General features: G+C 52.8%; 15 protein-coding genes. 7 read left to right on the forward strand and 8 right to left on the reverse strand.

All coding sequences use genetic code 11. The features are described 5' to 3' along the window. Positions 1–22 precede the first annotated feature (22 nt). Positions 23–484, forward strand: coding sequence for a hypothetical protein (locus BN3772_RS20325; protein WP_052380613.1), 462 nt, complete (start codon positions 23–25; stop codon positions 482–484). Positions 485–557: 73 nt separating this feature from the next. Here the strand turns inward: BN3772_RS20325 and BN3772_RS20330 are convergent, their stop codons facing one another. Then, entirely contained in the window at positions 558–1,469 is a 912-nt protein-coding gene (locus BN3772_RS20330) for a hypothetical protein (protein WP_052380614.1), read from the reverse strand. Between the two features lie 127 nt (positions 1,470–1,596). After that, positions 1,597–3,189, reverse strand: a complete 1,593-nt coding sequence (locus BN3772_RS20335) for an amidohydrolase (RefSeq protein ID WP_042201797.1) — start codon at positions 3,187–3,189, stop codon at positions 1,597–1,599. A 162-nt stretch (positions 3,190–3,351) separates the two neighbouring features. Here BN3772_RS20335 and BN3772_RS20340 point away from each other — a divergent pair, with 162 nt between their 5' ends. The 6 genes from BN3772_RS20340 (at position 3,352) to BN3772_RS20365 (ending at position 15,000) form a co-directional block, all read left to right on the forward strand. Then, positions 3,352–3,996 (forward strand): methyltransferase domain-containing protein, encoded by a 645-nt coding sequence (locus BN3772_RS20340; RefSeq protein ID WP_042201798.1) that lies wholly within the window; start codon positions 3,352–3,354, stop codon positions 3,994–3,996. 175 nt (positions 3,997–4,171) lie between these two features. After that, positions 4,172–10,900, forward strand: coding sequence for a DUF7507 domain-containing protein (locus tag BN3772_RS20345; RefSeq protein WP_042201882.1), 6,729 nt, complete (start codon positions 4,172–4,174; stop codon positions 10,898–10,900). Beyond that, a complete protein-coding gene (locus tag BN3772_RS20350; RefSeq protein ID WP_042201799.1) occupies positions 10,897–12,582 on the forward strand; it encodes a COG1361 family protein in 1,686 nt (561 codons plus the stop codon). The genes BN3772_RS20345 and BN3772_RS20350 overlap by 4 nt, the downstream gene beginning before the upstream one ends. Before the next feature lie 79 nt (positions 12,583–12,661). Beyond that, the gene (gene yhbH / locus BN3772_RS20355) at positions 12,662–13,852 is read left to right on the forward strand and encodes a sporulation protein YhbH (RefSeq protein WP_425280447.1); all 1,191 of its coding nucleotides are present in this window, start codon (positions 12,662–12,664) and stop codon (positions 13,850–13,852) included. Positions 13,853–14,092: 240 nt separating this feature from the next. Beyond that, complete coding sequence (locus BN3772_RS20360) at positions 14,093–14,422, forward strand: PadR family transcriptional regulator (RefSeq protein ID WP_042201800.1); 330 nt, start codon at positions 14,093–14,095, stop codon at positions 14,420–14,422. Continuing rightward, positions 14,419–15,000, forward strand: a complete 582-nt coding sequence (locus tag BN3772_RS20365; RefSeq protein WP_052380615.1) for a DUF2812 domain-containing protein — start codon at positions 14,419–14,421, stop codon at positions 14,998–15,000. The genes BN3772_RS20360 and BN3772_RS20365 overlap by 4 nt, the downstream gene beginning before the upstream one ends. Before the next feature lie 77 nt (positions 15,001–15,077). Here the strand turns inward: BN3772_RS20365 and melA are convergent, their stop codons facing one another. The 6 genes from melA to BN3772_RS20395 form a co-directional block, all read right to left on the reverse strand. Beyond that, the gene (melA, locus tag BN3772_RS20370) at positions 15,078–16,583 is read right to left on the reverse strand and encodes an alpha-glucosidase/alpha-galactosidase (protein WP_042201802.1); all 1,506 of its coding nucleotides are present in this window, start codon (positions 16,581–16,583) and stop codon (positions 15,078–15,080) included. Positions 16,584–16,691: 108 nt separating this feature from the next. After that, on the reverse strand, positions 16,692–17,609 hold the full coding sequence (locus tag BN3772_RS20375) for an AraC family transcriptional regulator (protein WP_042201887.1): 918 nt from the start codon (positions 17,607–17,609) through the stop codon (positions 16,692–16,694). Between the two features lie 192 nt (positions 17,610–17,801). Beyond that, entirely contained in the window at positions 17,802–19,856 is a 2,055-nt protein-coding gene (locus tag BN3772_RS20380; RefSeq protein ID WP_042201803.1) for a methyl-accepting chemotaxis protein, read from the reverse strand. Positions 19,857–19,954: 98 nt separating this feature from the next. Continuing rightward, a complete protein-coding gene (locus tag BN3772_RS20385; RefSeq protein ID WP_209443678.1) occupies positions 19,955–20,800 on the reverse strand; it encodes a sugar ABC transporter permease in 846 nt (281 codons plus the stop codon). Beyond that, complete coding sequence (locus tag BN3772_RS20390) at positions 20,797–22,110, reverse strand: sugar ABC transporter permease (RefSeq protein ID WP_042201804.1); 1,314 nt, start codon at positions 22,108–22,110, stop codon at positions 20,797–20,799. The genes BN3772_RS20385 and BN3772_RS20390 overlap by 4 nt, the downstream gene beginning before the upstream one ends. A 117-nt stretch (positions 22,111–22,227) precedes the next feature. Further along, entirely contained in the window at positions 22,228–23,547 is a 1,320-nt protein-coding gene (locus BN3772_RS20395) for a sugar ABC transporter substrate-binding protein (protein ID WP_042201805.1), read from the reverse strand. Positions 23,548–24,089 lie beyond the last annotated feature (542 nt).

Here is a 24,089-nt window from a genome sequence, read left to right on the forward strand (position 1 = left end):
CCCATTATGAGGAGTGCTGAATATGAATCAACATTACCCGCCCAGAACCGACCTCCCGGACAGCCCGCCCGAGTCTTCCCTGACCGGGGCAGGCATGCAGCCGGAAGTAAACCCGGGATACGGGCATGAGGAGAACAAACGCGATTACAAGCATTCCGGCCCGGGGATCGCTTCTTTCGTAATTGCCCTGGTTACCGTAATCGGATATGCCATTGCCTTTGTCTACGCTGGCATGCAGGCGACTTCCATCCTTAACAGCAGCAATGATGTAATCAATGATTCATCGCAAGCCATCATGATGCTGGGTCTGGCCGTCATCATTCTTGTAGCGGTTAACATAGCCGGTGCTGTTGTCGGGATTATCGGCCTTACCCTCCGCAGGCGAAAAAAAGTATTCGCCATCATCGGTACCATTATCAATGCAATCATTCTTATTCTGTTCATGCTAATGATTGCTACCGTACTGGTAAATGCCGGAACCTGATCCTTGCGGCTCTATGATTCACACAGAAACAGGGCCGCCCGGTTAAATCCGGAGCGGCCCTGTTCTGTTATGATCAGCGGCTGACGATGGAATCCAGTGAAGCATAGACATGCGGTCCGAACCCTTCCGAGGCCTCCCGCTGCGGAATATTCATACGGATGATGTAGCCTTGGCCGTCAATTTCTTTAACAATATATTGGCTCGTTACTCCGGAGCCCATCGCCGTGAGATACAGCCTTATCCCTGACATCCGCCGTTCACGCTCTTCCTGGCTCAGCTTGGTAATCTCTCCGGTAGCAGATAGGGCTTTCCGGCCTTCTGCTTCCAGCTCGTCCAGGTTGAAATCGGAGGGCAGCCGGGTTATGTCGGCATAATAGCCGGGATCTACCTTCATAGCAAGCCTCCCGGTTGTCTTGTCAAAGGTGAAGATATCAAATACATACAATGAATAGCCTTCCCCCTCGGCCAAATTCGCCGTCTTCTCCTCCTCCATGCCCTCAAGTGTCAGCTTGAAAGCTTTTGTAGGCGGCAGGACTTCAGCAGAATCCGCTCCCCCGCCGGCTTCCGCCTTTTCCAGTCTGGACAGAATCCGCTGGACTACCGAGGGATCACCTTCCACTACTTTTTCCACATATTCAATAATGACATGATCATCCATCTCAAGTCCTTCTGGAACGTTCTCGGTACCTGCTCCCAGCTCAAATGCAGTCGGACCTTCTTCCGTTTCGATTTCCACGGAATGATTATCAATCTGACCGATATAGGTCCCGCTCCCGCGAATGACCTGCGCCGCTTCTTCTGTAGGCACAGGGGCGGGTGAAGGTGACACCGGTGCAGCATTCTCTGTCTGCGACGGGGCGGCCGTTGCCGTGGGCCCGCCTGGCGCCTCTGCCGGGCTCTGTCCCCCGCAAGCGGTAAGGGCCAGCATTAATACAGCAACAGCAGCTGCAGCCGGTAATGAACGTTGTGATCTCATTGATCTCATGTTGACGGCCTCCTTGTGTGTGCAGAGTGTAATAAGAGTCTACCCTTAATAACGTTTAACCCGTTGTCAGGGTTGCATAAACTTGCTCTGCATCACATCAGGGTAACGGTTCTCTCCGGCCGGCCGTTTAATCCGCGCTGTAGGCCGCAATACCGTTAACAACTGTCATACGCACCTTTACGTTCAGCATCTCCTCGGCATCCGCCATAATATCACGGTCTATAACGGTAAAATCCGCCCGGCAGCCGGGTGTGATGCGTCCGCGTTCCTGCTGCTCACCAGCCGCAAGGGCACTGCCCTCTGTGAACAGCCTCAGCGCTTCCGCCGGACTGAGCTTCTCCTCCGGCAGATAGCCCCCGTGACGTTCTCCCGGCCTGCACCGGGTAACAGCAGCGTGCATACCCAGGAACGGGCTCAGCGGCTCAATCGGGGCATCGCTGCCTCCGGCGCAGGGGATGCCTGCCGCCAGGAGCTTTTTCCATGCATATAGGTATCCGGCTCTAGCCGGACCGACCCGCTCCAGCACCCACGGAAAGTCACTCGCTACAAACCGCGGCTGGATGTCAGCAATCAGCCGCATAGAGGCCATCTGCTCTACCAGGCTGCGGTTCAGCACCTGGGCATGGATGAACCGGTCAGGCAGCGCCGCATCCGGCCGGAGCGGCTTATGCTGCATCGCAGCCAGCGTCATCCGGGCAGCAGCATCGCCGATGGCATGCACCGCGACCGGATAACCGAGCCTGCGGGCAGCACGGACAATCCCGTCCAGCCCCTCCTGGGTATGAATCGCTATCCCTGCGGTTCCAGGCTCATCACTGTAGGGCTGCTCCAGCAGGGCAGTCCGTCCGCCGATCGCCCCGTCGGCGAACAGCTTGACTGCGCCAAGCCGCAGCCATTCATCGCCGCTGCCTGCTGCGAGCCCAAGCTGCTCCACCTCTTGCAGATAAGCGTAGTAGAGCAGCTGATGGGTGCGGAACAGAACCCCTTCCTCCCTCAGCTCACGGTGGATGCGCAGCATGGTCTCCACGCTGCCCAAGAGCCGCAGGTCCTCGGTATGGACCGCGGTCAGCCCGAGGGAGAGCGCGTCCGCAATGCCGCGGCGCACCGCCTGTTTCAGGGCGGTGTAGTCCGGCGCCGACTGCACCTCATTGAACGGCTGGACGGCATCCTCGTAGATCCAGCCGTTCAGTCCCCCTTCGCTGTCACGTCCGTAAGCGCCGGAGGCAAAGTCCGGTGTGGAAGCCGTGACACCCGCCCGCCGGAACGCCTCACTGTTGCCCAGGAAGGCATGGAAGCAGGTCCGGGTCAGGAATACCGGATGCTGCTGTGTTACTGCGTCGAGCTCCGAGATGTGCGGTGCGGCGGCTGGCCTGAACTCATTCTCGTTCCAGTTGAGGCCGAGAATCCATTCACCCGGCGGCGTAAGTGCCGCCCGTTCCCTGATCGCCTGCAGCATCTCCTCTTTGGAGGTCATGCCGGTGAAATCCAGCATGTCCAGCTTCATACCATGCATGCCCAGATGCACATGGGCATCGACAAGTCCGGGCAGGACATGACCGCCGTCCCAGTCGATAACAGCCGCCCCGCTTCCCGTCAGCTGCAGGGAGAGCTCACTCCCTTTTCCGACAGCCTTAATGAAGCCGTCCTCTACAAGCACAGCATCATCTCCGGGTCGTCCGGCTGATGCGAGCTTTCCATTTTTGAACAAGGTTAATGTCATTGGCAGATACTCCTTTGTAATTGAAATCTCTTATATATAAATAGAATGCAGGCAGCAGTACTGTTTCTTTCCCGGCCCATAGGCATCTACCGGAAGCAGGAGCAGGCGGAACTAATACAATAGTGAAGAGCCTTATTTTATCCCCCCGAAGGAGTGGTTTCCTTGAAAATCGATATCGGCTGCGGTTCCGCCAAAGAATCAGGTTATCTGGGAATCGACCGGACTGCATACACCGGAGTGGATATTGTCTGTAATATTAATGAAGAAATACCGCTCCCGGATAACACCGCCGAGTTCATCATGGCCAGCCGGGTGCTGCCTTACGTGGATAATCTGATGGATGTCATGGCCGAAATATACCGGATCAGCTGTCACAAGGCGGTGGTCTGCATTCTGGCTCCTTATGCCCACAGCTATCCGCACAGCTCCAACCCTTTTTTCAAGCAGAAGTTCGACGAATATACCCCCCGTTATTTTACAGGCAGCTTCTTTCAGCCGTCCTCAAGCCCCGTATCGCCGGCGGTTCCCGATTATCCGGTCCCTGTGCCTCCGTTTGACTACAGGCTTATGCGGATGGAGCTGTTCTACCAGTATCCGTTTGACCAGTCACTGTATGAAACAGAGGAGCTTGATATCCTCAAAACGCTTCAGGCAAATGTTGTTCATGAAATAATGTATCATTTCGTTGTAGTTAAGAAGGACATTTCCCATGCCGAGCTTGAAGCCATGAGCCGTATTCCCTATCCCGAGCCGCGTGTACTGCTGGAACGCAGACGGCTGAGCCGGCTGAGACAAGACCTGATCTGAGAGCCGCTGCCGCTGCCCCGCAGAACCGGCTTGAATTATTCAAAAAAGTTGCAGTTGGACAAACAAGTAACGCTTTCTTCCGTCATAGGCTAAATATATCACAAGAAAGACAGCATATCGTCCTCAGCAGGAGACGGTTTGCTTTTTTTCGTTGCAGAACAAGCACAATAGCCCTATGAAGGAGGTGAAAATTATTCCTCTAGTCGTTCGGTCTACTATTAATGCAACAGGTGCAATTACGTTTACAGGCAACACGCTCGGCTTAAGCCGCTCAGATACGGCAGGCGTACCCGGTACACTGGACAGTATCGGTGCCTTCAGCACAATCAATACTGCCTCTGTATTTGGCACTTATCCTGCCGGGACTACCAATCTTTATCAGAACAACAGCGCTTCTGCCATTCTGACGATCCCTTCCGGAAGTACGGTACTATATGCGGAACTCATCTGGGGCGGCTCCTATATCAACGGGACCGTCAATCTTAGCGCGTTCATCAATAATCCTGTTTCGCTGACAACACCAGCCGGCAATACAGTCAGTGTCTCTCCCGATTCAGCTACCAGCAACACAGTGGATCTGGGCAGCGGAGCTGCAGCCTATGTGCGTTCCAACAATGTAACGAGTGTCATCCAGGCAGGCGGGGCTGGAACATATACCGTCGCCGGGGTGGTCGGGACGATCATTATTGCCGGTGATCCGACAGGGAACCATGCCGGGTGGACGCTCGGTGTCATTTATCAGAACCCGTCGCTGCCCTTCCGCAACATGTCGCTGCGCGCCGGAGCCGTACTGGTCCAGTCTACTTCCGCGCCTGTCGTCACTACAATTACTGGCTTTGCCACTCCTGTATCCGGGGCGCTCGGCGGACGCATCCTGTTCAGCGCACAGGAAGGCGATGCCAACCGGTCCGGTGACCAGGCCTTGTTCGGCCCTACCTCTGCTACCCAGGTGGCACTGTCCGGGCCTAATAACTTTGCCAACAACTTTTTTGCCTCACAGATTAACAATGATGCCGGTTCGCTGAATACCACCGGGACCTTCGGCAACCGCAACCAGACCAACGGCAGTCCGGGCAGCAATATTATCGGCGGCCGTCAGGGCTGGGATATCACCAATGTTGATGTGTCAGCCAGGCTCGTCAATAACCAGTCCTCGGCACTGCTGACGCTGACAACTTCCGGTGATGCTTATGTAGTTAATGCAAACGCGCTGCAGATTGATATCAATGCCCCCAAAATCAGTCTGACCAAAGGGTCCAACGTAACCGGAACGATTGTCGGTGACACCGTAACTTATACGGTAACTGTCAGCAATACCGGTACAGCCAGTGCCGCCAGTGTTGTGCTGTCAGATACTATGCCGCCCGGGCTGACTTTTGTTGCCGGAAGCGTCGTCGTTGCCGGGATATCCAGGCCTACTTTTGATATAACAGCAGGTATTCCTTTAGGTTCACTTGCTCTGGGCACCTCTGTGACCGTTACATACCAGGCAAGGGTCACTTCACTGCCTAACCCGCAGTTCGTTCCGAATACCGCCAATGCGGCATTTACGTTTCAAAGCGTGGCCGGCGGTCCCGTAGTTTCCGGGGTTATCCCCTCCAATACCAACTCCCTGCCTGTATACTCTCCTGTACTCGGACTTGTCAAAAGCGCCAATACCACCAATGCTACCGTCGGCGACCAGATCATTTATACCATTCAAATCTCCAACACCGGCAACATCGGCGCAGTCACTACGCTTACCGATAATATTCCGGCAGGCAGCACTTATGTCCCGGGCAGCTTTACCGTTAACGGGACACCTGTAGCCGGCAATCCCGCCACCGGCATTCCCATTGGCACCATTGCCGCCGGAGGAAGCTCTACCGTGCAGTTCCGGGTCGTGGTTAACAGCCTCCCGTCACCGCCTCAGCTCGTAGACCAGGCCACCGCTGCCTACACCTTTCTGGTTCCTGACGGCCGTACGGTTTCCGGGTCCGCCGCATCCAACACCCTGACCATACCCGTCACTCTGCCAAATGTAGCGGTTGCCAAAAGCGCCAGTCTGCCTGATGTTGCCGTAGGTGATACCCTGCTGTACACCTCGGTCATCAGCAACAACGGCATCGCTGCAGTTACCAATGTAGTCCTGTCCGATCCGATACCCGCCGGCAGCACCTTTGTGTCCGGCAGTGTCGTTGTTGCCGGCACCTCCCGGCCGGCAGCTGATCCCGCCTCGGGGATAACCATTGGAACCATTGCTGCCGGCGCCAGTGTCACTGTCACTTTTCAGGTAAGCATCACCTCTATTCCGGCAGGAGGACAGCTCTCCAACCGCTCTTCAGCCTCCTACAGCTCTGGAGCGTTCACTGCCATCACGCAATCCAATATTGTTCCTACACCTGTGTTCCAGCCGGTCATCGGAATCGTCAAAAGCGCCAGTCCGACCAGCGCAACCGTCGGAGGGAACGTCCTGTACACCCTGCAGGTGCAGAATTCAGGAAACATTGCTGCAAACGTTACATTGACAGACAACATACCGGCTGGTTCAAGCTTCGTCTCCGGAAGTGTCATTGTAAACAATGTTGTCCGCCCCTCGGATTCTCCGCTTACCGGGATTCCGCTGGGGTCTGTAGCCCCCGGTGCTTCCTTTACCGTAACGTTCCTTACCTCTGTGCAGTCTCTGCCTTCACCGGCAGTATTAACCGACCAGGGCAGCAGCAGCTATACGTATCAGCTGCCCAGCGGCCGTTCACTGTCCGGCTCCAGTGTGTCCAATACAGTCAGCATTCCGGTATCGGCACCTAATATCACAATACTCAAGAATGCCAATCTTACTGCCATTGCCGTCGGAGAATATATCACCTACACCGTCTCTGTCTCCAATCCCAGCGGTGTCGCAGTCAGTAACGTCGTCCTGTCCGATCCGATTCCGGCTGGAGGCGCTTTTGTAGCCGGCAGCGTAACAATTAACGGTGCTTCCTCACCCTCTGCCAATCCCGGTGCCGGTATTAATCTCGGAACGATCGCTTCAGGTGCAACCGTGGTCATCACCTTTCAAGTCAATGCCACCTCGGTGCCGCCGTCCGGCCAGCTCAGCAACCGGGCCAGCGCGTCCTTTACCGCCGGCGCATTCAGCGGCACCGCACTGTCGGGAACGATTAACACGCCGGTCTTCACTCCGGTTATCAGTCTGGTCAAAAGCGCCAATGCCGCACAGGCCTCTGTCGGCAGCTCCTTATCCTTTGCCATCCTGGCCCGGAATACCGGCAACATCGCTGCCACGCTGAATCTGACCGACAGCCTGCCGCCTCAGGTCACCTTTGAGCCTAACAGCGTCATTGTCGGAGGTACTCCGCTGCCGGGTTATGATCTGGTCAGCGGAGTGCCTGTCGGACCGCTTGCCCCCGGCGACAGCGTAACAGTAAGCTTTCTTGTTACTGTAACAGCACTGCCGCCCAATCAGCAGCTGCTTAACTCGGCAGCCGCCTCGTATACCTTCACCCTGCAGGACGGCCGGCAGCTCGGAGGAAGTACCGTTTCGAACACGCTAACCGTCCCTGTCTCAGCTCCTAATATCAATGTCGTCAAAAGTGTAAACGCCATTGACGCCGTTACAGGCGATATCCTGACCTTTACCTCCGTGCTGACAAACACCGGTATTGCTGCTGTAAATAACATCATTCTCAGTGATCCTCTGCCTGAGAATGCAGTCTTCATTCCCGGAACCGTAATTGTGGGCGGCGTGTCCCAGCCGTCATCAGTTCCGTCCACCGGCATTCCAGTCGGCAGTCTGGCCCCTGGGGCTTCAGTTGCCGTAACATTCGAGGTGAGGATTACAATGCCGATTCCATCACAGATTAACAACCAGTCCACCGTCAGCTTTACCTCCGGGGTCTTTTCCGGTTCGTCCAGTTCCAATGTGACAACCACCCCGGTCATACAGCCGCAGATCTCGCTGGTAAAAAGCGCAAACGATCTAAACGCAACAGTCGGCGATACCATTATTTATACCGTCATCGTCAGCAATACCGGAAATCTGGCAGCAAACGTAACCCTGACTGATAATATCCCGGCAGGGACCACCTTTGATCCGAACAGCGTCATCGTTGGCGGCTTTCCGCAGCCCGGCTCCGCTCCGGATACCGGCATCGCGGTCGGAACCGTCGCACCCGGAGCCAGTGTTACGGTCAGCTTCACTGTTTTTATCGTCTCCCTGCCTACTCCGCAGCAGCTGGTCAATCAGGCCAATTCCACCTTCACCTTCACTCCGCCTGACGGCCGGCTGCTTACAGGCACGGCAGCATCAAACAACGTAACCATTGCCGTTTCTGCACCTAGCCTTGCTGTAGTAAAGAGTACCACCTCTACCGCTGCGGCCCTCAATGACACTATCCCTTATTCCGTAAATATCACCAATAACGGGATTGATCCGGTCAATAATGTACTTCTTAATGATCCGACACCTGACGGAGCGGCCTTTGTGACCGGCAGCGTGGCTGTCAACGGCGTGCCGTTCCCCAATGCCAATCCGACTACAGGCGTGGCTATCGGGACACTGGCATCCGGTTTTGTAGCTGTGGTTACCTATAATGTAAGGGTAACCTCTGTGCCAGCCGATGCTTCCATAGATAACCAGGCGACGGTAACCTACACCTCAGGTGTATTCTCAGGTTCTACTTTCTCCAATCCGGTGGCTGTTCCTGTCTTCCAGCCCAATATAGCTGTAACCAAAGGTGCAAGCACCGTGAATGCCACTGTCGGCGATACGGTAACCTATTCCCTGACGGTTAACAACAGCGGGAACTACCCGGCCGCTCTGACTGTGACTGATAATATTCCGGCAGGCACAACCTTTGTACCGAACAGCGTGCTGGTTAACAGCCTGCCGCTGCCTCAGGCTGATCCGTCAGCAGGTATTGCCGCCGGCACCATTCCGGCGGGAGGTACAATAGTAGTACAGTTCTCAGTGGTCATTTCTTCCCTGCCGTCGCCGCAGCTTCTTGTCAACCAGGGAACCGCCGCTTACACCTTTACTCTGCCGGACGGACGGACACTGAGCGGATCGGCATTATCGAATACCTTCACCATTCCGGTGTCGAATCCGAATCTGGGCGTTGTCAAGAGCACTACTACTACAGCTACGACAGTCGGAGATTCCATCATTTATACCGTTGTTCTGACCAATAACGGAATAGCTGCCGTGAATAATGTCGTCTTCACGGATGCGCTGCCGGCAGGCACCGCCTTTGTAGCCGGCAGTGTACGGGTAGACGGAGTTGCCCGTCCCGGCGCTTCTCCGGCCACTGGAGTTACTATCGGCACCATTGCTCCCGGCGCTTCCGTTACAGTCGCCTTTACCGTTACGGTAACTTCGCTGCCGGCCACCGGACTGCTGAATAACCAGTCCTCTGTCAGCTTCACTTCCGGAGCACTTGCGAATGTCGCCTTCTCCAACATTGTTACGACCCCGGTCTATCAGCCGATTGTTGCAGCCGTCAAATCAGCTAACGCGACTAATGCAACTGTCGGCGATACCATTATTTATACTGTTACTGTCAACAACTCAGGGAATTATCCGGCAACGGGCACGCTGACTGACACCATTCCTGCAGGAACTACACTTGTAGCCAACAGTGTACTGATTAACGGGCAGCCGGTTCCGGGCAGCAACCCTGCCGCTGGCATTCCGCTCGGCACGATCGCTGCCGGAGGGGTGCTCACCGTTACGTTCTCCGTATTAATCAACATCCTGCCGCCGAGCCAACAGCTCAGTAACCAGGCTATCATCTCTCTGGCCTATACATTGCCGGACGGCCGGACCTTTAATCAGACAGCACCATCCAATATCAATCTGATTTCGGTATCCTCGCCTAACGTAACGGTAGCCAAAAGCACAACCGTTATCGATGCCGTCATCGGAGACACCGTGCCTTATACTATCGTCGTCACCAATAGCGGAATTGCGCCGATTAACAACATTGTACTCAGTGACCCGATACCGGCAGGAGCTTCTTTTGTTACCGCCAGCGTAGTCGTAGACGGCACTCCGGTACCGGGAGCCAATCCGGCCAATGGTATTGCAATCGGAACCATTGCACCCGGAGCCTCTGCTACCATTACGTTCAATATCCTGGTCAATGCCCTGCCTGCCAGTACTGTACTTAACAATCAGGCATCGGTCAGCTTTACCTCAGGTGCGTTCTCAGGTGCTTCCTATTCCAATAATCTGATTACACCGGTATACCAGCCGTTCATTAATGTCGTTAAGAGCGCGGATACTGCGAACGCTACTGTCGGCGATACCGTCACTTACTTCCTGAGTGTGAATAATACAGGCAATCTGCCGGCCAATGTTACCGTAACAGATGCTATTCCGCCGGGTGCTGTATTCGTGCCAAACAGCGTACTGGTTAATGGTGTGCCTCAGCCGGGTGCTGATCCTACAGCGGGAATCGCTATAGGAACTGTTGCGGCAGGAGCTACCGTTACGGTAACTGTTACCTTGCAGGTAACCGTAGCTTCCCTGCCTTCACCGCAGCAGCTCGTCAACCAGGCAGCGGCCACTTTCACCTTCACTCCGCCGGACGGACGTCTGCTTTCCGGCTCCTCACGCTCCAACGTGCTTGTTATTCCGGTATCTTCACCGGACGTTACGGCGGTTAAGAGCACCCCTGCAGTCGATGCGGTAGTCGGCGATCTTATAACCTACACGATTGTGGTAACTAACAACGGTATAGTCGCTGTCAATAACGTCGTACTGGTTGACCCTATTCCGGCAGGCAGCCAGTTTGTAATCGGCAGTGTTGCCGTCGACGGGGTTCAGCGTCCTGGCGCCAATCCGGCAGCAGGTATCGTAATAGGTACGATTGCCGCAGGAGCTACAGCAACCGTTACTTTCCAAGTACAGGTAATCGTGATATGACTCCCGGCCCGAATCTGCAACCCGTCGTGACCAATCAATCGATGGTGCTGTTTAGCTCAGCGGCGGGCATTGACGGGATCACCTTTTCCAATACCGTCAACACCCAGGTTGTAGGTCCTGTTCTCTCCCTGTCCAAAAGCGCAGATAAAACCAGTGTTTCCCTCGGGGAAACACTGGTTTATACCATTACGGCAACCAACAGCGGTAACCTCCCCGCGCTGGTTACAGTCCTTGACGCGCTTCCCCAGGGAGTGTCTTTTATTGCCAATAGTGTGCTAAGAGACGGGGTACCCTTACCCGGTGTGTCTCCAGAGGGCGGCATCCCGCTTGATGCGGTTGCACCGCAGAGCCATACCACAATCGCCTTCCAGGCTATTGTAGTTTCACTTCCGCCGTCACTTGAGCTGCAGAATGCGGCCACCGGCGAATACTCATTCTCTACAACAGGCGGCAGAATAATCAGGGGCGAAATCCGCTCCAATACGGTTAGTGTATCTCTGCTTGCCTATCAGCTCGCTCTGCTGCTTACTGCAAGTACTCCGACTACATTCATCGGTGATGTCATTACCTATTCACTACTGCTGAGAAATGAAGGCACACGGCCGCTAGCAGGTATCTCTGCTATTGTTCCTGTACCGGAGGGAGCCGTGTTTATCCCCGGAAGTGTAATAGCAGGAGGAGTATACTCCCCGGAAGCGGACCCCGCTGCCGGTATCCCGCTGGGAACACTGGAAGCCGGAGCAGCTGAAGAAATCTCCTATCGGGTTCGCGTGAATGCTGTTCCCGCTGATTCCGTACTCGTTACCCGCGCCGCGCTCTCCTATATTGTCGGTGATGATACTGAACGGGCCGAAAGTAATGCAGTAACGGTTACCATCGTGCAGGCTGGCATCAATGTGAGCTTAAAGGTAGACCGTAACAATGCATCTCCGGGCGATAACCTGCGCTATGAATTTACAGTCCGGAACAGCGGCAATCTGGCTGTGGAGGCTGTACTTACCGATGCCATACCTGCCGGTACACTGTTTATTTGGGACAGCATTCAGGTGAACGGAATGCCTCGTCCGGGTGCCCGGCCCGGGGACGGCATTCCGCTGGGCACCTTAAGACCCGGGGCATCTGCAGCAGTAGCGTTTCTTGTCTCCATACCGGCGGCTACCGATATCCGTGAACTGCCGGCAATCCGGAACCAGGGGAATGCCATGTACACCTACTCTCTTCCCGACAGCCGTAATGTCAGGCAGAATTCCCGGTCCAATATGGTCACAACACTGCTCTATGCTCCGGTCATTACCATTCAGATGACCGGCGAACCGCCGGTTGTCGAGCACGGAAGTATTGCCGAGTTCAATATCCATGTAACCAACAGCGGCAATTATCCTGCCGATGTCACTGTAATCCGGATTGTGCCTCAAGGCACGGTTATTGATCCGGATATTGTAACGGTCAGCGCATTGACGATGCCGGGAACCTCTTATAGCGGTACAGTGCCGCTCGGGATTCTGGAGCCCGGTCAGACGGTTCATCTGACCTACATGGTCAAAATCAATATTGATTATATGGGGAATACCCTTCAGGGCAATTCGACGGCTCTTTACGTATATACCATCGAGGACCGCCGCTATTCAGGTGAAGCCAGATCCAACAGCTACCGCCTGATTATTGAAGAGATCAGCGAATAAAGACAGTTCACATATCCCCCATCCCCATGAATATACTTTAGTTACAACCCTTTCAGCGGGACTAAGGCTTGTGCATCGACTGATTTATATTTCATGGGAGGTGGTCATCCTGCCGCAATCACCGGAGCCATATACGTTCGTTGTCTCGAAAGAAGACTGGTCCCTGCACCGTAAAGGCCATCAGGATCAGGAGCGTCACCAGCAGAAGGTCAGGGAAGCCATTAAGGATAATCTGCCCGACCTGGTTACCGAAGAGAACATTATCATGTCTGACGGCAAGCAGATTGTTAAGGTGCCTATCCGCAGTCTGGATGAATACCGGATTATCTATAACTTCCGCAAGCAGAAGCATGTCGGCCAGGGGGACGGAGACAGCCAGGTGGGCGATGTGCTCGGCCGTGACTCCCAGTCTGCCCAGCCGGGAAAAGGTGATAAGGCCGGTGATCAGCCGGGCCAGGATACTGTGGAAGCGGAGGTTAATCTGGAGGATCTGGAGGATATTCTGTTTCAGGACCTGGAACTGCCGCATCTGGCCCCCAAGGACAAGGAAGAGATTGAGGTCAAGTCGATTGTATTTAACGATATCCGTAAAAAGGGCATGATGTCGAATATCGACAAGAAGCGCACCCTGCTGGAGAATCTGCGGCGTAATGCCAGCAGCGGCCGGCCGGGCATCCATAGCATCAGCCCCGATGACCTGCGTTACAAAACCTGGGATGATATTACGGTTCCTCATTCCAACGCCGTTATTATTGCAATGATGGATACGTCGGGCTCCATGGGTACCTTTGAGAAGTACTGCGCGCGCAGCTTCTTCTTCTGGATGACCCGCTTCCTGCGCCGCCAGTACGAGAAGGTCGATATCGTCTTTCTGGCCCATCATACCGAAGCCAAGGAAGTCAGCGAGCATGATTTCTTCACCCGGGGCGAGAGCGGCGGCACGATCTGTTCATCAGCCTACCAGAAGGCGATTGAGATTATCGACAGCCGTTACCCTCCGGCAAAATATAATATCTACCCCTTCCACTTCTCGGACGGTGATAACCTGACCTCTGATAATGAGCGCTGTGTCAAGCTGATCGGCGAACTGCTGAAGCGCAGCAACATGTTCGGCTACGGTGAGGTGAACCAGTACAACCGCAGCAGCACGCTGATGTCCGCCTACCGCCATCTCAAGCAGGAGCAGTTCATGCACTATGTCATCAAGGATAAAAAGGAAGTGTATCAGGCCCTCAAGACTTTTTTCCGCAAAAGAGAGGCGATCAAATAACATTACAGCCGATTGCCGCGTGAGCAGAAAGCCCTGTCCCGACTAACCGGGACAGGGCTTTCTGTTTACCTCTGCTACTTTATGACCCTCCATATATTCAACACATTTCTTCTAAAGTTAATCATGGTCATTTTCCCCCTATACATTTGCCTGTTGACATCTATATCGGCAGGCGATATAGTTTATGTATCGGTAGACGATATAGCGATACACGGTATAGCAGGAAAGAGGTGATCCGGAGTGGCAGACACTAAAGATTTTGGCGCTTTAACAGAAGGCGTGTACTATATTCTTTTATCTTTGCTCACCCCGATGCACGGCTACGGCATTATGCAGAACGTGAAGCTGCTGAGCAATGAGCGGGTCGAGCTGGGCGCTGGCACATTATACGGCGCACTGAGCACACTGGCCGAGCGGGGCTGGATCGAGCTGCTGCAGGGGGATCAGGATTCCCGCAAGAAGGAGTACAGGATTACAGCTGACGGCCGGAGTGCTGTCCGGAACGAAATGGCAAGACTTGACGAGCTGCTGGCGAACGGTAAAAAGCTGATAATAGGCGAACCGGAATGAGTCTCGTACAACGCAAATTTTTCAGTGATTTTGAGAAGGAAGAGGAATGGCTGAATGAGATGGCTGCCAAAGGGCTCGCACTTAGCGAATACTCATGGGCAAGGTACGTATTTGAGGAAAGCGGCAAGAGAGAGTATATCTACCGCATTGAGCTGCTGAAGGAAGATCCGAAAGGACCGGAGGCTGCCGGATATCTGCAGTTTATGAAAGAGACAGGGGCTGAGCTTGTGCCTACCGGCAAATGGTTATGGGGCTTGCTTAAGTACAATAACCTGCGCTGGGTGATCTTCAGAAGAAAAGCATCAGAGGGTGCATTTACAATCTACTCCGATATTGATTCCAAGATCAGGCATTATAAAAGAGTTAACAGCCTGTGGATGTCCCTGGCAATGATGGAGCTGATCATCGGCCTACTTAATATCTCCTTAATGTTCGTGAATAACCCCACTGCCCTCAACATGATTAATCTTGTCATGGGATTGCTCCTTATCATTCTGAGTCTTTTCTTTATATCAATCAGCAGGCCAATCCGTCAAAAGATTACCAAGCTGCAAAATGATAAGCTGATCCGCGAATGATCCTTTATCCAGGTATAACCCGCTTCTGTAAAAAATAGGCCGGAAGCAGACACTCTCTGCACCGGCCCTTTTTCCATTCACTGCACCTTCTCACGGTCCTTGCCCTTGTCGGATTCACCGGCATTTTTGTTGGCTGCGTCGCGGTCCTGCTGCATTTCCTCAACGCTCTTCACCTTCAGGCGGGCAGCTCCCTCATTATCTGTACGGGTAGGAATAAGATTCCCTGAAGCCAGACGCTCCTTTGCTGCGGCAATCGCCGTCTTGTACTGCGGCAGCCACGGCTCCCCGGCAACGAGCATCTCATCGACCATCTGCCAGATTTCCTTCGGATTGCAGACCGCACCGACCAGCGGGTCCATCATGAACGCCTGACGCAGCAGCTGGTCATCCCCGTGCACCGCTGCCTCCACTGCCAGACGCTGCACCGAAATGCTGACATTGCAGACTGCAGCCGGACCAAGCGGCAACTCGCCGACCAGCGGCATCGAGATCCCGTTGTGATCTACATATCCCGGTGCTTCGATAATAGCATCAGCAGGCAGGTTGGCGATTACGCCGTTGTTCACGACATTAAAGTGCCCACGATAGACCCGGCCTGTCTCAAGCCCTTCAATGATATAGGAGCCATGCTCCTCCCCGCGGTTCTCCGGTGTATACTCCAGCGCCGGGTCCTTCATCCAGTTGGGAAAATCCGTCTCGAACCAGTTACGCCCCTCTGTGCACACCCGCAGATAACCTCCGGTTTCACCGTTAATCCAGCTGCCCAGATCAATCCAGTCCATAATTTCACCGCTGCGTTTACGGTACCACGGCACATACTCACTCAAATGGCCGTTGGATTCCGTGCTGTAGTAGCCGAACCGGCGTAGCATGTCAATCCGCACCTTCTCTGTCCGGCTGAACTCCGGATGACGCTCGAACGCTTCCAGCAGGCCGGCTGTCAGATCCTTGCCCTTATGCTTCGCCGAGATATACCAGGTCTGGTGATTGATGCCGGCACAGATAATGTCCACCTCTGCCTTCTCCAGCCCGTAGACCTCTGCAATCTGATGGTGTCCGTGCTGCACACCGTGGCACAAGCCGATTGTCCGGACCCCGCCGTATTTATTGCAGGCCCAGGTCAGCATCGCCATCGGGTTGGAGTAGTTGAGCAGCAGTACATCCGGTGAGGCCACCTCACGGATATCACGGCAGATTTCCAGCATTTCGGCAATTCCCCGCTGCCCGTACATAATGCCCCCGGCACACAGCGTATCGCCCACACATTGATCCACCCCGTATTTCAGCGGAATATCCACATCTGTCGCAAAAGCCTCCAGTCCGCCCATACGAATTGTGCAAAATACGTACTTGGCATCCTGCAGCGCTTCTCTGCGGTCAGTTGTAGGCTTGATCTGTATCGACAGTCCGTTCTCCGCAATATCGCGCTGGCACAGCTCAGTGACCATCTGCAGATTGTGGCTGTTAATATCCATGAAAGAAACTTCAATATTGCGGAATTCCGCTACAGTCAGCAGGTCACGCAGCAGTCCGCGGGTAAATCCGATACTGCCCGCCCCGATAAAGGTTACTTTAAAAGACATCGTTATCATCCTCCGTTATAGGCTCTTCTACCTGTCCATTGTAGCAAGATATCACACGGAAGCGTAACCAAAATCATGACCCGTTTCGTCCCACACTGTCAACAATCCTCACCTTTCATCGGATATCAGGCTGTTGTCGCTCCAGGAATAACGTTCGATTGCATTACGATATTCAACCGGAGTGACACCGGCATACTTTTTGAACAACAGATGAAAATACTGTCTGCTGCTGATTCCCACATAATCCGCAATTTCTGCCACCGGAATCTCGCTTTGTGCGAGCAGCATCTTAGCCTTCTCCATCCGCAGCAGGTTCAGATAATCCGTCAGTGTTCTGCCAGTCTGCGCTTTGAAAATACGGTGTAAGTACCCGGGATGCACATTTACGGCTGCTGCAACCTCGCTGGCTTGAAGGCTGCGGTCATAATTCTGGTGCAGAAATTCGACAGCCCGCCGCACGTAGAGCTGGGAGGGCTGCTGGCTGGCAACCAGCCGCTCCCGGCGGAGCCTGGAAAGCCGGAGCAGGAGCTCGGCAAAAAGCAGCTGAACCAGACTGCCTCCTTCTTTTCCATGCTGGTCAAGCTCAAGCACCAGTGCTTTCAGCACATGAAAAACCTCCTCCGGATCAGAGAGCACCAGACTGATGAAGGGCTTTTGCAGAAAATCAGCCAGGTCCCCCTCTTCGCGGGCCAGACTGCTGAGTGACGGCACGACTCCCTTATGCTCTGCGAAGCCGAATTCTACGTTCAGCATCCGGCAGGCCGTGTCCGGTTCAACGATCAGCCGGTGCGGAACATTAGCATCAAGGATAATTAGCTCGCTGCGCTTAAGTCTGAACCGCTCCTCCCCGCCAGTCCCGCTGCGCACTTCAACGGTGCAGCTCCCGGAGATAACATACATAATTTCCGTTGAGTTGTGCTGATGGTACGGCATCGTATAATGCTCCCACTGCTTATAATAGTAGGCAAAAAAATGCGGGCTATATTCTTTTTCAAGCAGAGACTGCTGAAACAGGCTTCCGCTCAGCTCACTCATGCGGTCCACTCCCTTTCCTTCTGTACCGGTAAATGCCTTCATACCGCTAAACTAAGCTGTACTTTGTACAATACAATAATCCTTGACCGGCAAACAAGCCTCAGTATCCATAACAGCTACGGAGACAGAGGCTTGTGTATCAGCTATAAATTTTATCTGGAGCGGATCTCTACAATAATATAGTCAGCCTTCAAAAGAAACCAGCGACTGCTTCAGATTCTCAGCCAGCTCCTCCAGCTTCGCTGAAAGGGCGACAAGCTCTTCGCTGACAATGAATTGCTGTGACGACATCGACGCTACCTCCTGGGTCGAGGCGCTGGTCTGCTGCACAACAGAGGTGACGCTTGCCATAGACTCGCTTAACTGTTGCTGGAAGCTGTCCAGTTCAGCAACAGATGCAGAAGATTGGCTGATTAGCCCGAGCAAGGCTTCCATCTCGCTGCGCACGCTCTCAAATATAATAGAAGATTCCCGCACAGATGTAATCTGCTCCCGGAACAGCGGGTCCGCCTCGCTTACAACTTTAACTGTGTTCTCTATATGCCGGCTGATCTCTTCCGTTATGCTGGAGACAGACTGGATGGATTGGCTGGACTGGTTAGCCAGAGCCCTGATCTCATCGGCAATGACAATAAAGCCTTTCCCGGCTGCACCTGCACGGACTGCTTCAATAGAAGCGTTCAGTGCGAGGATATTCGTCTGCTTGTTTACAGCAATCATCGGACTCAGGATACTGCGGATCAGATGAGTGCTCTCCTGCAGCATGGCTGAATTCTCCTGAATCAGATTCATCATCTGCACGGTTGACTCGCTCTGTGCCACCAGTTTTTGCATGAGCCCGGCACCCTGATCACTTACGTCAAGCACCCGCTCCGCCGAGCTGTCCATAATGGCATTGATCCCGGCTACCTCTTGCATTTTCCCGCCCATCCGTTCCACATTCCTGTTGCCTGCTTCCGCTTCAGCCGCCAGACTGGCTGTCCCTTGTGCGATCTCACCCGTTGCCTCGGCAACCTCTCTTGCATGACTAGCCGTTGCCCCGGAAGCCTTGACCAGCTGCTCTGAGGTCGCCAGTACCTCAGCTGCCGACCTGCTGCTCTGCCCGGCCAGCAGTGAAATCTGCTCCATCATCCTATTGAAGCTGTGGCCCAGCCGCCCGATCTCATCCTCACCCTTGAAATTTGTCCGGACCTGCAGATTGCCCTGTTCCCCCTCTTCCATCAGGCGGGCCAGCTTGCCCAGCGGACGTCCGATCAGGCGGACAAGAATATAACCGATCAGGAGCGCAATCAGAGCTGCCGCCAGCACCACTGCAAAGGTAATATAGAGCAGCTTATCAGCGGATCTGGTAAAATCACTGACCGGAGCATAGCCGATAAGGGTCCAGTCAGCTGTAGCCAGCCGCTGATAGACCACCAGCTGGGATTGGCCCGATTCATCACTGGCTGTAAAGGATTGCTCCTGCCCCCCTGCCGGCTGTACCGCAGCCTTTATGTATGAGTCCTGCCCAAGCAGGGCATTATCTGCTCCGTACACAATCTGGCCTGCCGGGTTCAGGATACGAATCTCTCCGGCTTGTCCGATATGAAGGTTAGACAATACATCTGTCACGGAGCTGCCCTTGATTTCAATCAGCATATAGTATTCTGCAGCGGGATTCTGAATATTGCGCAGCAGCCGTCCCATCGTCATGGAGGATTCACTGTACATTTCAAAGAACCCCTTGGCCAGCACCGGGAACCAGACCGGCTGGCCCTTACCCTCGTCGATCCTCTTCATTCTGGCCTGAATCTCCTCATCGCTGCGGACAGCACTGACTCCGGCTGATTTATAAGACTGCGCATCTACCAGACTTCGGGATACGAGGCGGATGGCGATCAGGCGGTCGTCTGACCCCTTTACCGAATCAAGCTTACGACGGATGCGGTCCTCTGCTGCTACCTTGGCTACTGTTCCGGCTCCCGGATTGTTCACCAGCTCCATATCCGCTTTCAGTGTAGAATCGACTGCGAACTGTCTTGATAGCGCTTCATATTCTGCAAACAGGAAATCCAGCTTGTCAGCAGCCTGGACAATCGACTGCGAGGAGGCAGCTGCTACTTCATCCGTTATAATGCCCTTGGCAGCATAATAAGAGGTCAGCCCCAGGACTGAGGACAGCAAAACTATAGTACAGAAGAGAATAACAAACAATTTGACGCCTACTGATTTGAACTGAATCTTTCGCGGCTGTTTCATTACACCTTCTCCTCATGACAGAAATAAACAGGGTACCCCCTTACCAGACTTCATAAAGGTGTACCCTGTTTTCATGGAATATTTGAAGCTGTGATGTATTATCCTTTGCTTGCACCGGCGGTCAGACCGTCAACCAGCAGCCGTTGCAGGAATCCAAAGAGGATCATTATTGGAACGGATATCATCACTGCGCCGGCAGCGAATAGTGTAAAGTTCGTATTCTGCTGGCTGTTAACCATATCCCACATCCCGACGGCAACCGTCCAGTTCTCTTTGGTGCGGAGAACGAGCTTGGCGAAGATGAAGTCCACCCATGGACCGACAAACTGAGTCAGCGCCATATAGGTGATCATCGGACGGGACAGCGGTAAGATAATCCTGGTGAAAATCCCGAAATTACTCGCACCGTCGATCCGTGCCGCTTCATCCAGCGAACGCGGTATTGTATCCAGGAAGCCCTTGGCAATCAGCGTTCCGCCCAGCGGCGCCCCCGCCGCATATACAATAATCAGAGCCAGATGTGTATCCAGCAGATTGAATTCCTTCAGCAGCAGGTAAATGGCAATCATGCTCATGAAGCCCGGGAACATCCCGAGAATCAGCAGGGTTGACAGTGTTGTCTTGCGGCTTTTGAACCGGAATCTGGATAGGGCATAACTGGTGAGCAACGTTAGCAGAACACCGATCAGCATGGAAAATACGGCAATTTTCAACGTATTGGTGTACCAGGTACCGAACATATAAACATCTGAAGTAAACAGCTCTTTGTAATGGGAAATTGTGAACTTCTCCGGTATCAGCGTCTTGCTGTACAGCGATTTACCCGGACGGAAAGAGGCCAGCAGAATCCACAGAGCCGGGTACAGTGCTGCAACCGCCAAAACAATCAGAATGATGTAGCTTCCAGCCAGGCGTACAAAGTTTGCAATTTTGCGTCCGATCATTGGATCATATCCTCCTCTTTAAATGACTTGGTCCGGCGGTAATTGTACAGGGAGAATCCGGCCACAATGATAAAGATGATAATCCCGATTGCGGAAGCCATATTATTTTTGTTCTGGTCAGCCGTTAATTTATAGAGCCATGTAACGAGCAAGTCGGTTGAACCGGCATATTGATAATTACCGTTAACCGGTGCACCGCCTGTCAGCAGGTAAATGGCGTTAAAGTTATTGATATTACCGGCAAACTGCATAATCAGTGTCGGTGCGGTTGAGAAAAGAATCATCGGCAGGGTGACGATCCGGAATTTCTGATAGTTTGTAGCGCCGTCTACTTCAGCAGCTTCATACATATCACGCGGAATAGTAGTCAGTACACCCATAACCAGCAGCATGGATACCGGTATACCCACCCACATATTTACGAGGATAACCGTCACTTTAGCCCAGAACGGGTCGGTCAGCCACGGCAGGCCGCCAAGACCGAAATAACCCAGATACTGGTTGATCGGACCAAACTGCCCGTTGAACAGGTTACGCATGAGCAGAAGCGAAATCATCTGCGGAACGGCATAAGGAACAATCAGAATAATTCTCCATAGTCCTTTGAAGCGGATCCCCTTCTGGTTAACCAGCAGCGCCACAAGTATGCCGCCGAAGTATGTAGTGACCGTCGAGAGCACCGCCCAGATGATCGTCCACGTTAATACTCCATAAAAAGTATGGCTCCAGGTTTTTAGGACCAGCAAATTACGGAAGGTTTCAAAACCAACCCAGTCTACCAGTCTGGCAGGCGGGATATGATCTGGTGCTGAAAAGTTGGTGAATGCCAGCATGATCATAAAAATAATCGGCATAATGGTGAAGAATAAAATGCCTATCCCAGGAAGAATCAGAAACGTTTGGGCAAACTTATAATCAAGAATATATCTGACCGTTTGCTTGAATGTATTGGATTCAAGACCGGCATCGCGTGCCGCTCCGATCTTATAAGCATCTCTAATGTTAATATACCAGGCAAACAGAATGATGATGAAAAACAGGAGGGTAATCAGACTCTCAATCATAAGGAAGATGGAGTGGTCACCCGTGACCATTTTGGCTATGCCGTTTACTTTCTCAAGACGGCTTGGAGAATCTCCTAATGTGAAGATGCCCCAAAAGGCTCTTCCCAGGTTATTGATGAAATAAATAAGGCCTAACGCCTCAACTGCTAAGAAGATAAGACCTTTGATGAATTGGCGGTTATATATTTGTCCCAATCCCATAAATACGGTCGACAGTATTGCGGCTCTCGTACGGTGTCGCTGCATTTCCCTTCCGTTCTCCTCTCCGCGCGGAATTCAGGAAACTGCCCGCCGGTGAGGCTTCGGCGGGCGATTTGATTCCACAGTTTGCTATTAGTTATTCACTGCTGAGTACTCAGGATTTTACTGGGCACCGTTGTTAAGGTCTTTAATCTGCTCTACTGCTTTGTCCATTGCTGTTTTTGGATCAGCATTGTTATCCCAGATTTCCGGAAGCGCCGCATTTACAGGAGCCCATACGTTGCCCATTTCAGGGATGGAAGGCATTGGCTGTGAGCTCTTAGCCTGCTCAGCAAATGCGGATACATAAGGGTCACCCGTAATTTGCGGATCTGCCAGTGCTTCATTGTTAGTAGGAATGGAACCAACCAGCTTGTTCAGGGCCAGCTGAGAGTCCTTGCTGGAAGCGAAGTGGGCATACAGCTTGGCTGCGTTCGGATATTGCGTATAAGCGTTAACTCCGAAAATTTTAATACCGGAGAAGGTAATGGCCGTTTTGCCGTTAATAGTCGGAACCGGAGCAACACCCAGGTTGTCACCAAGTGCCTCTTTATATGCTGCAAGTTCCCAAGGACCAGTGATGTCCATGGCTACATCGCCGGTAGTGAACAGGCTGCGCTTGATGTCGGCGCTGATATCACCGCTCTTGATCGGCAATGCTTCCTTCAATTTAGCAAGTGCAGTCAGACCTTCGATAGCCCCTTCGTTGTTCAGGCCGATATCATCCTTGTCAGTACCATCTTTACCGAACAGGTAGCCGCCGGTAGTAGCAATGAAGGTGTAGCCGTAGTACATGTTGCCGACTTCCCACATAATGCCGTATTTGTTCTCGTTTTTGTTAGTGAATGTCTTGCTGAAGGCCAGAACGTCATCAAAGGATTTCGGTGCCTCAGGCAACAGTGTCTTATTGTAGTAGAGGGCATAAGTTTCAGCGGCTCTAGGATAGCCGTACAGTTCACCGTCATAAGAGGAACCTACGATGGATGCTTCAGTATTGTCAGCTTTGGTCTGCTCTGCAAAAATATCGTTTGGCAGCAGCAGGCTCGCACTTGCAGCTTTACCAAGATTGTCATGCGGAATCAGAATAACGTCTGCAGCCAGTCCGGAAGGTCCGTCCTGTGTCAGCTTGCCAACTTGATCCGGCGGCGGAATCTCTTCAATTTTGACCGGAACGTTGTATTTCTCAGTGAACTGTTTAGCAATTTCTTCTGCAAATACTCTCTCTTCTTTACTTTCCCAGACAACCAGCGATGCGCCTTCTTCAGGAACAACCTCACCGCTTACAGCCTCGCCGCTGTTTGTAGCTGGTGCATTAGTAGCTGTTGTGTCCGCCGGAGCATTTGTTGCTGCTGCATTTCCCCCGTTGTTGTTGGAGCCGCATGCCGTGATGGATGCTGCCATGGATACTGCTGCGGTGATGACCATGAGTTTTTTCAACTTCATTACTTTAACCCCTCCCGATTTTGTAAATCGCTTTTTGTAGCCTTAATGATGCTGCAGAACGTGCGCAAACGATTTCAGAAGTTCCAAAAAAAAGGTGTATGCCAGTGAACCACACTTCTGAATACGCTTCAACAAGTTCTAGAAAGCGCTTCATTCATAATTTCATAATACAACAGTAATCTTAATTGTTAAAACGTTTGCACAGTGTGTATTCGCCCATTTAACGTTTTTAACACGCGTTAACACTAATATATCTCTTGAATTCACATGATTGCTCTGATTTACTGCTAATAACAGCAATAAAATCATGCGGTTTATCCAAAATACGTTTCTTCTTCAATAAAAACCGGGGATTAGCGGGCTGAAATTCTTTTTTCGAGTCCGGAATAAGGCTGCTGCTCGTGAAAAATAGTGCAATGGTTTGTACAATAGTATTGTACGGCCATTTATTCCATGCTATAATCCAAACCATTATGAGCACCGGCCCAGCCGGCGGCATTGGATCATGCGCCCTTGTTCTTACAACAATTAAAAGGCAATGT

The organism is Paenibacillus camerounensis (assembly GCF_000723885.1).
Taxonomy (GTDB): domain Bacteria; phylum Bacillota; class Bacilli; order Paenibacillales; family Paenibacillaceae; genus Paenibacillus_AQ; species Paenibacillus_AQ camerounensis.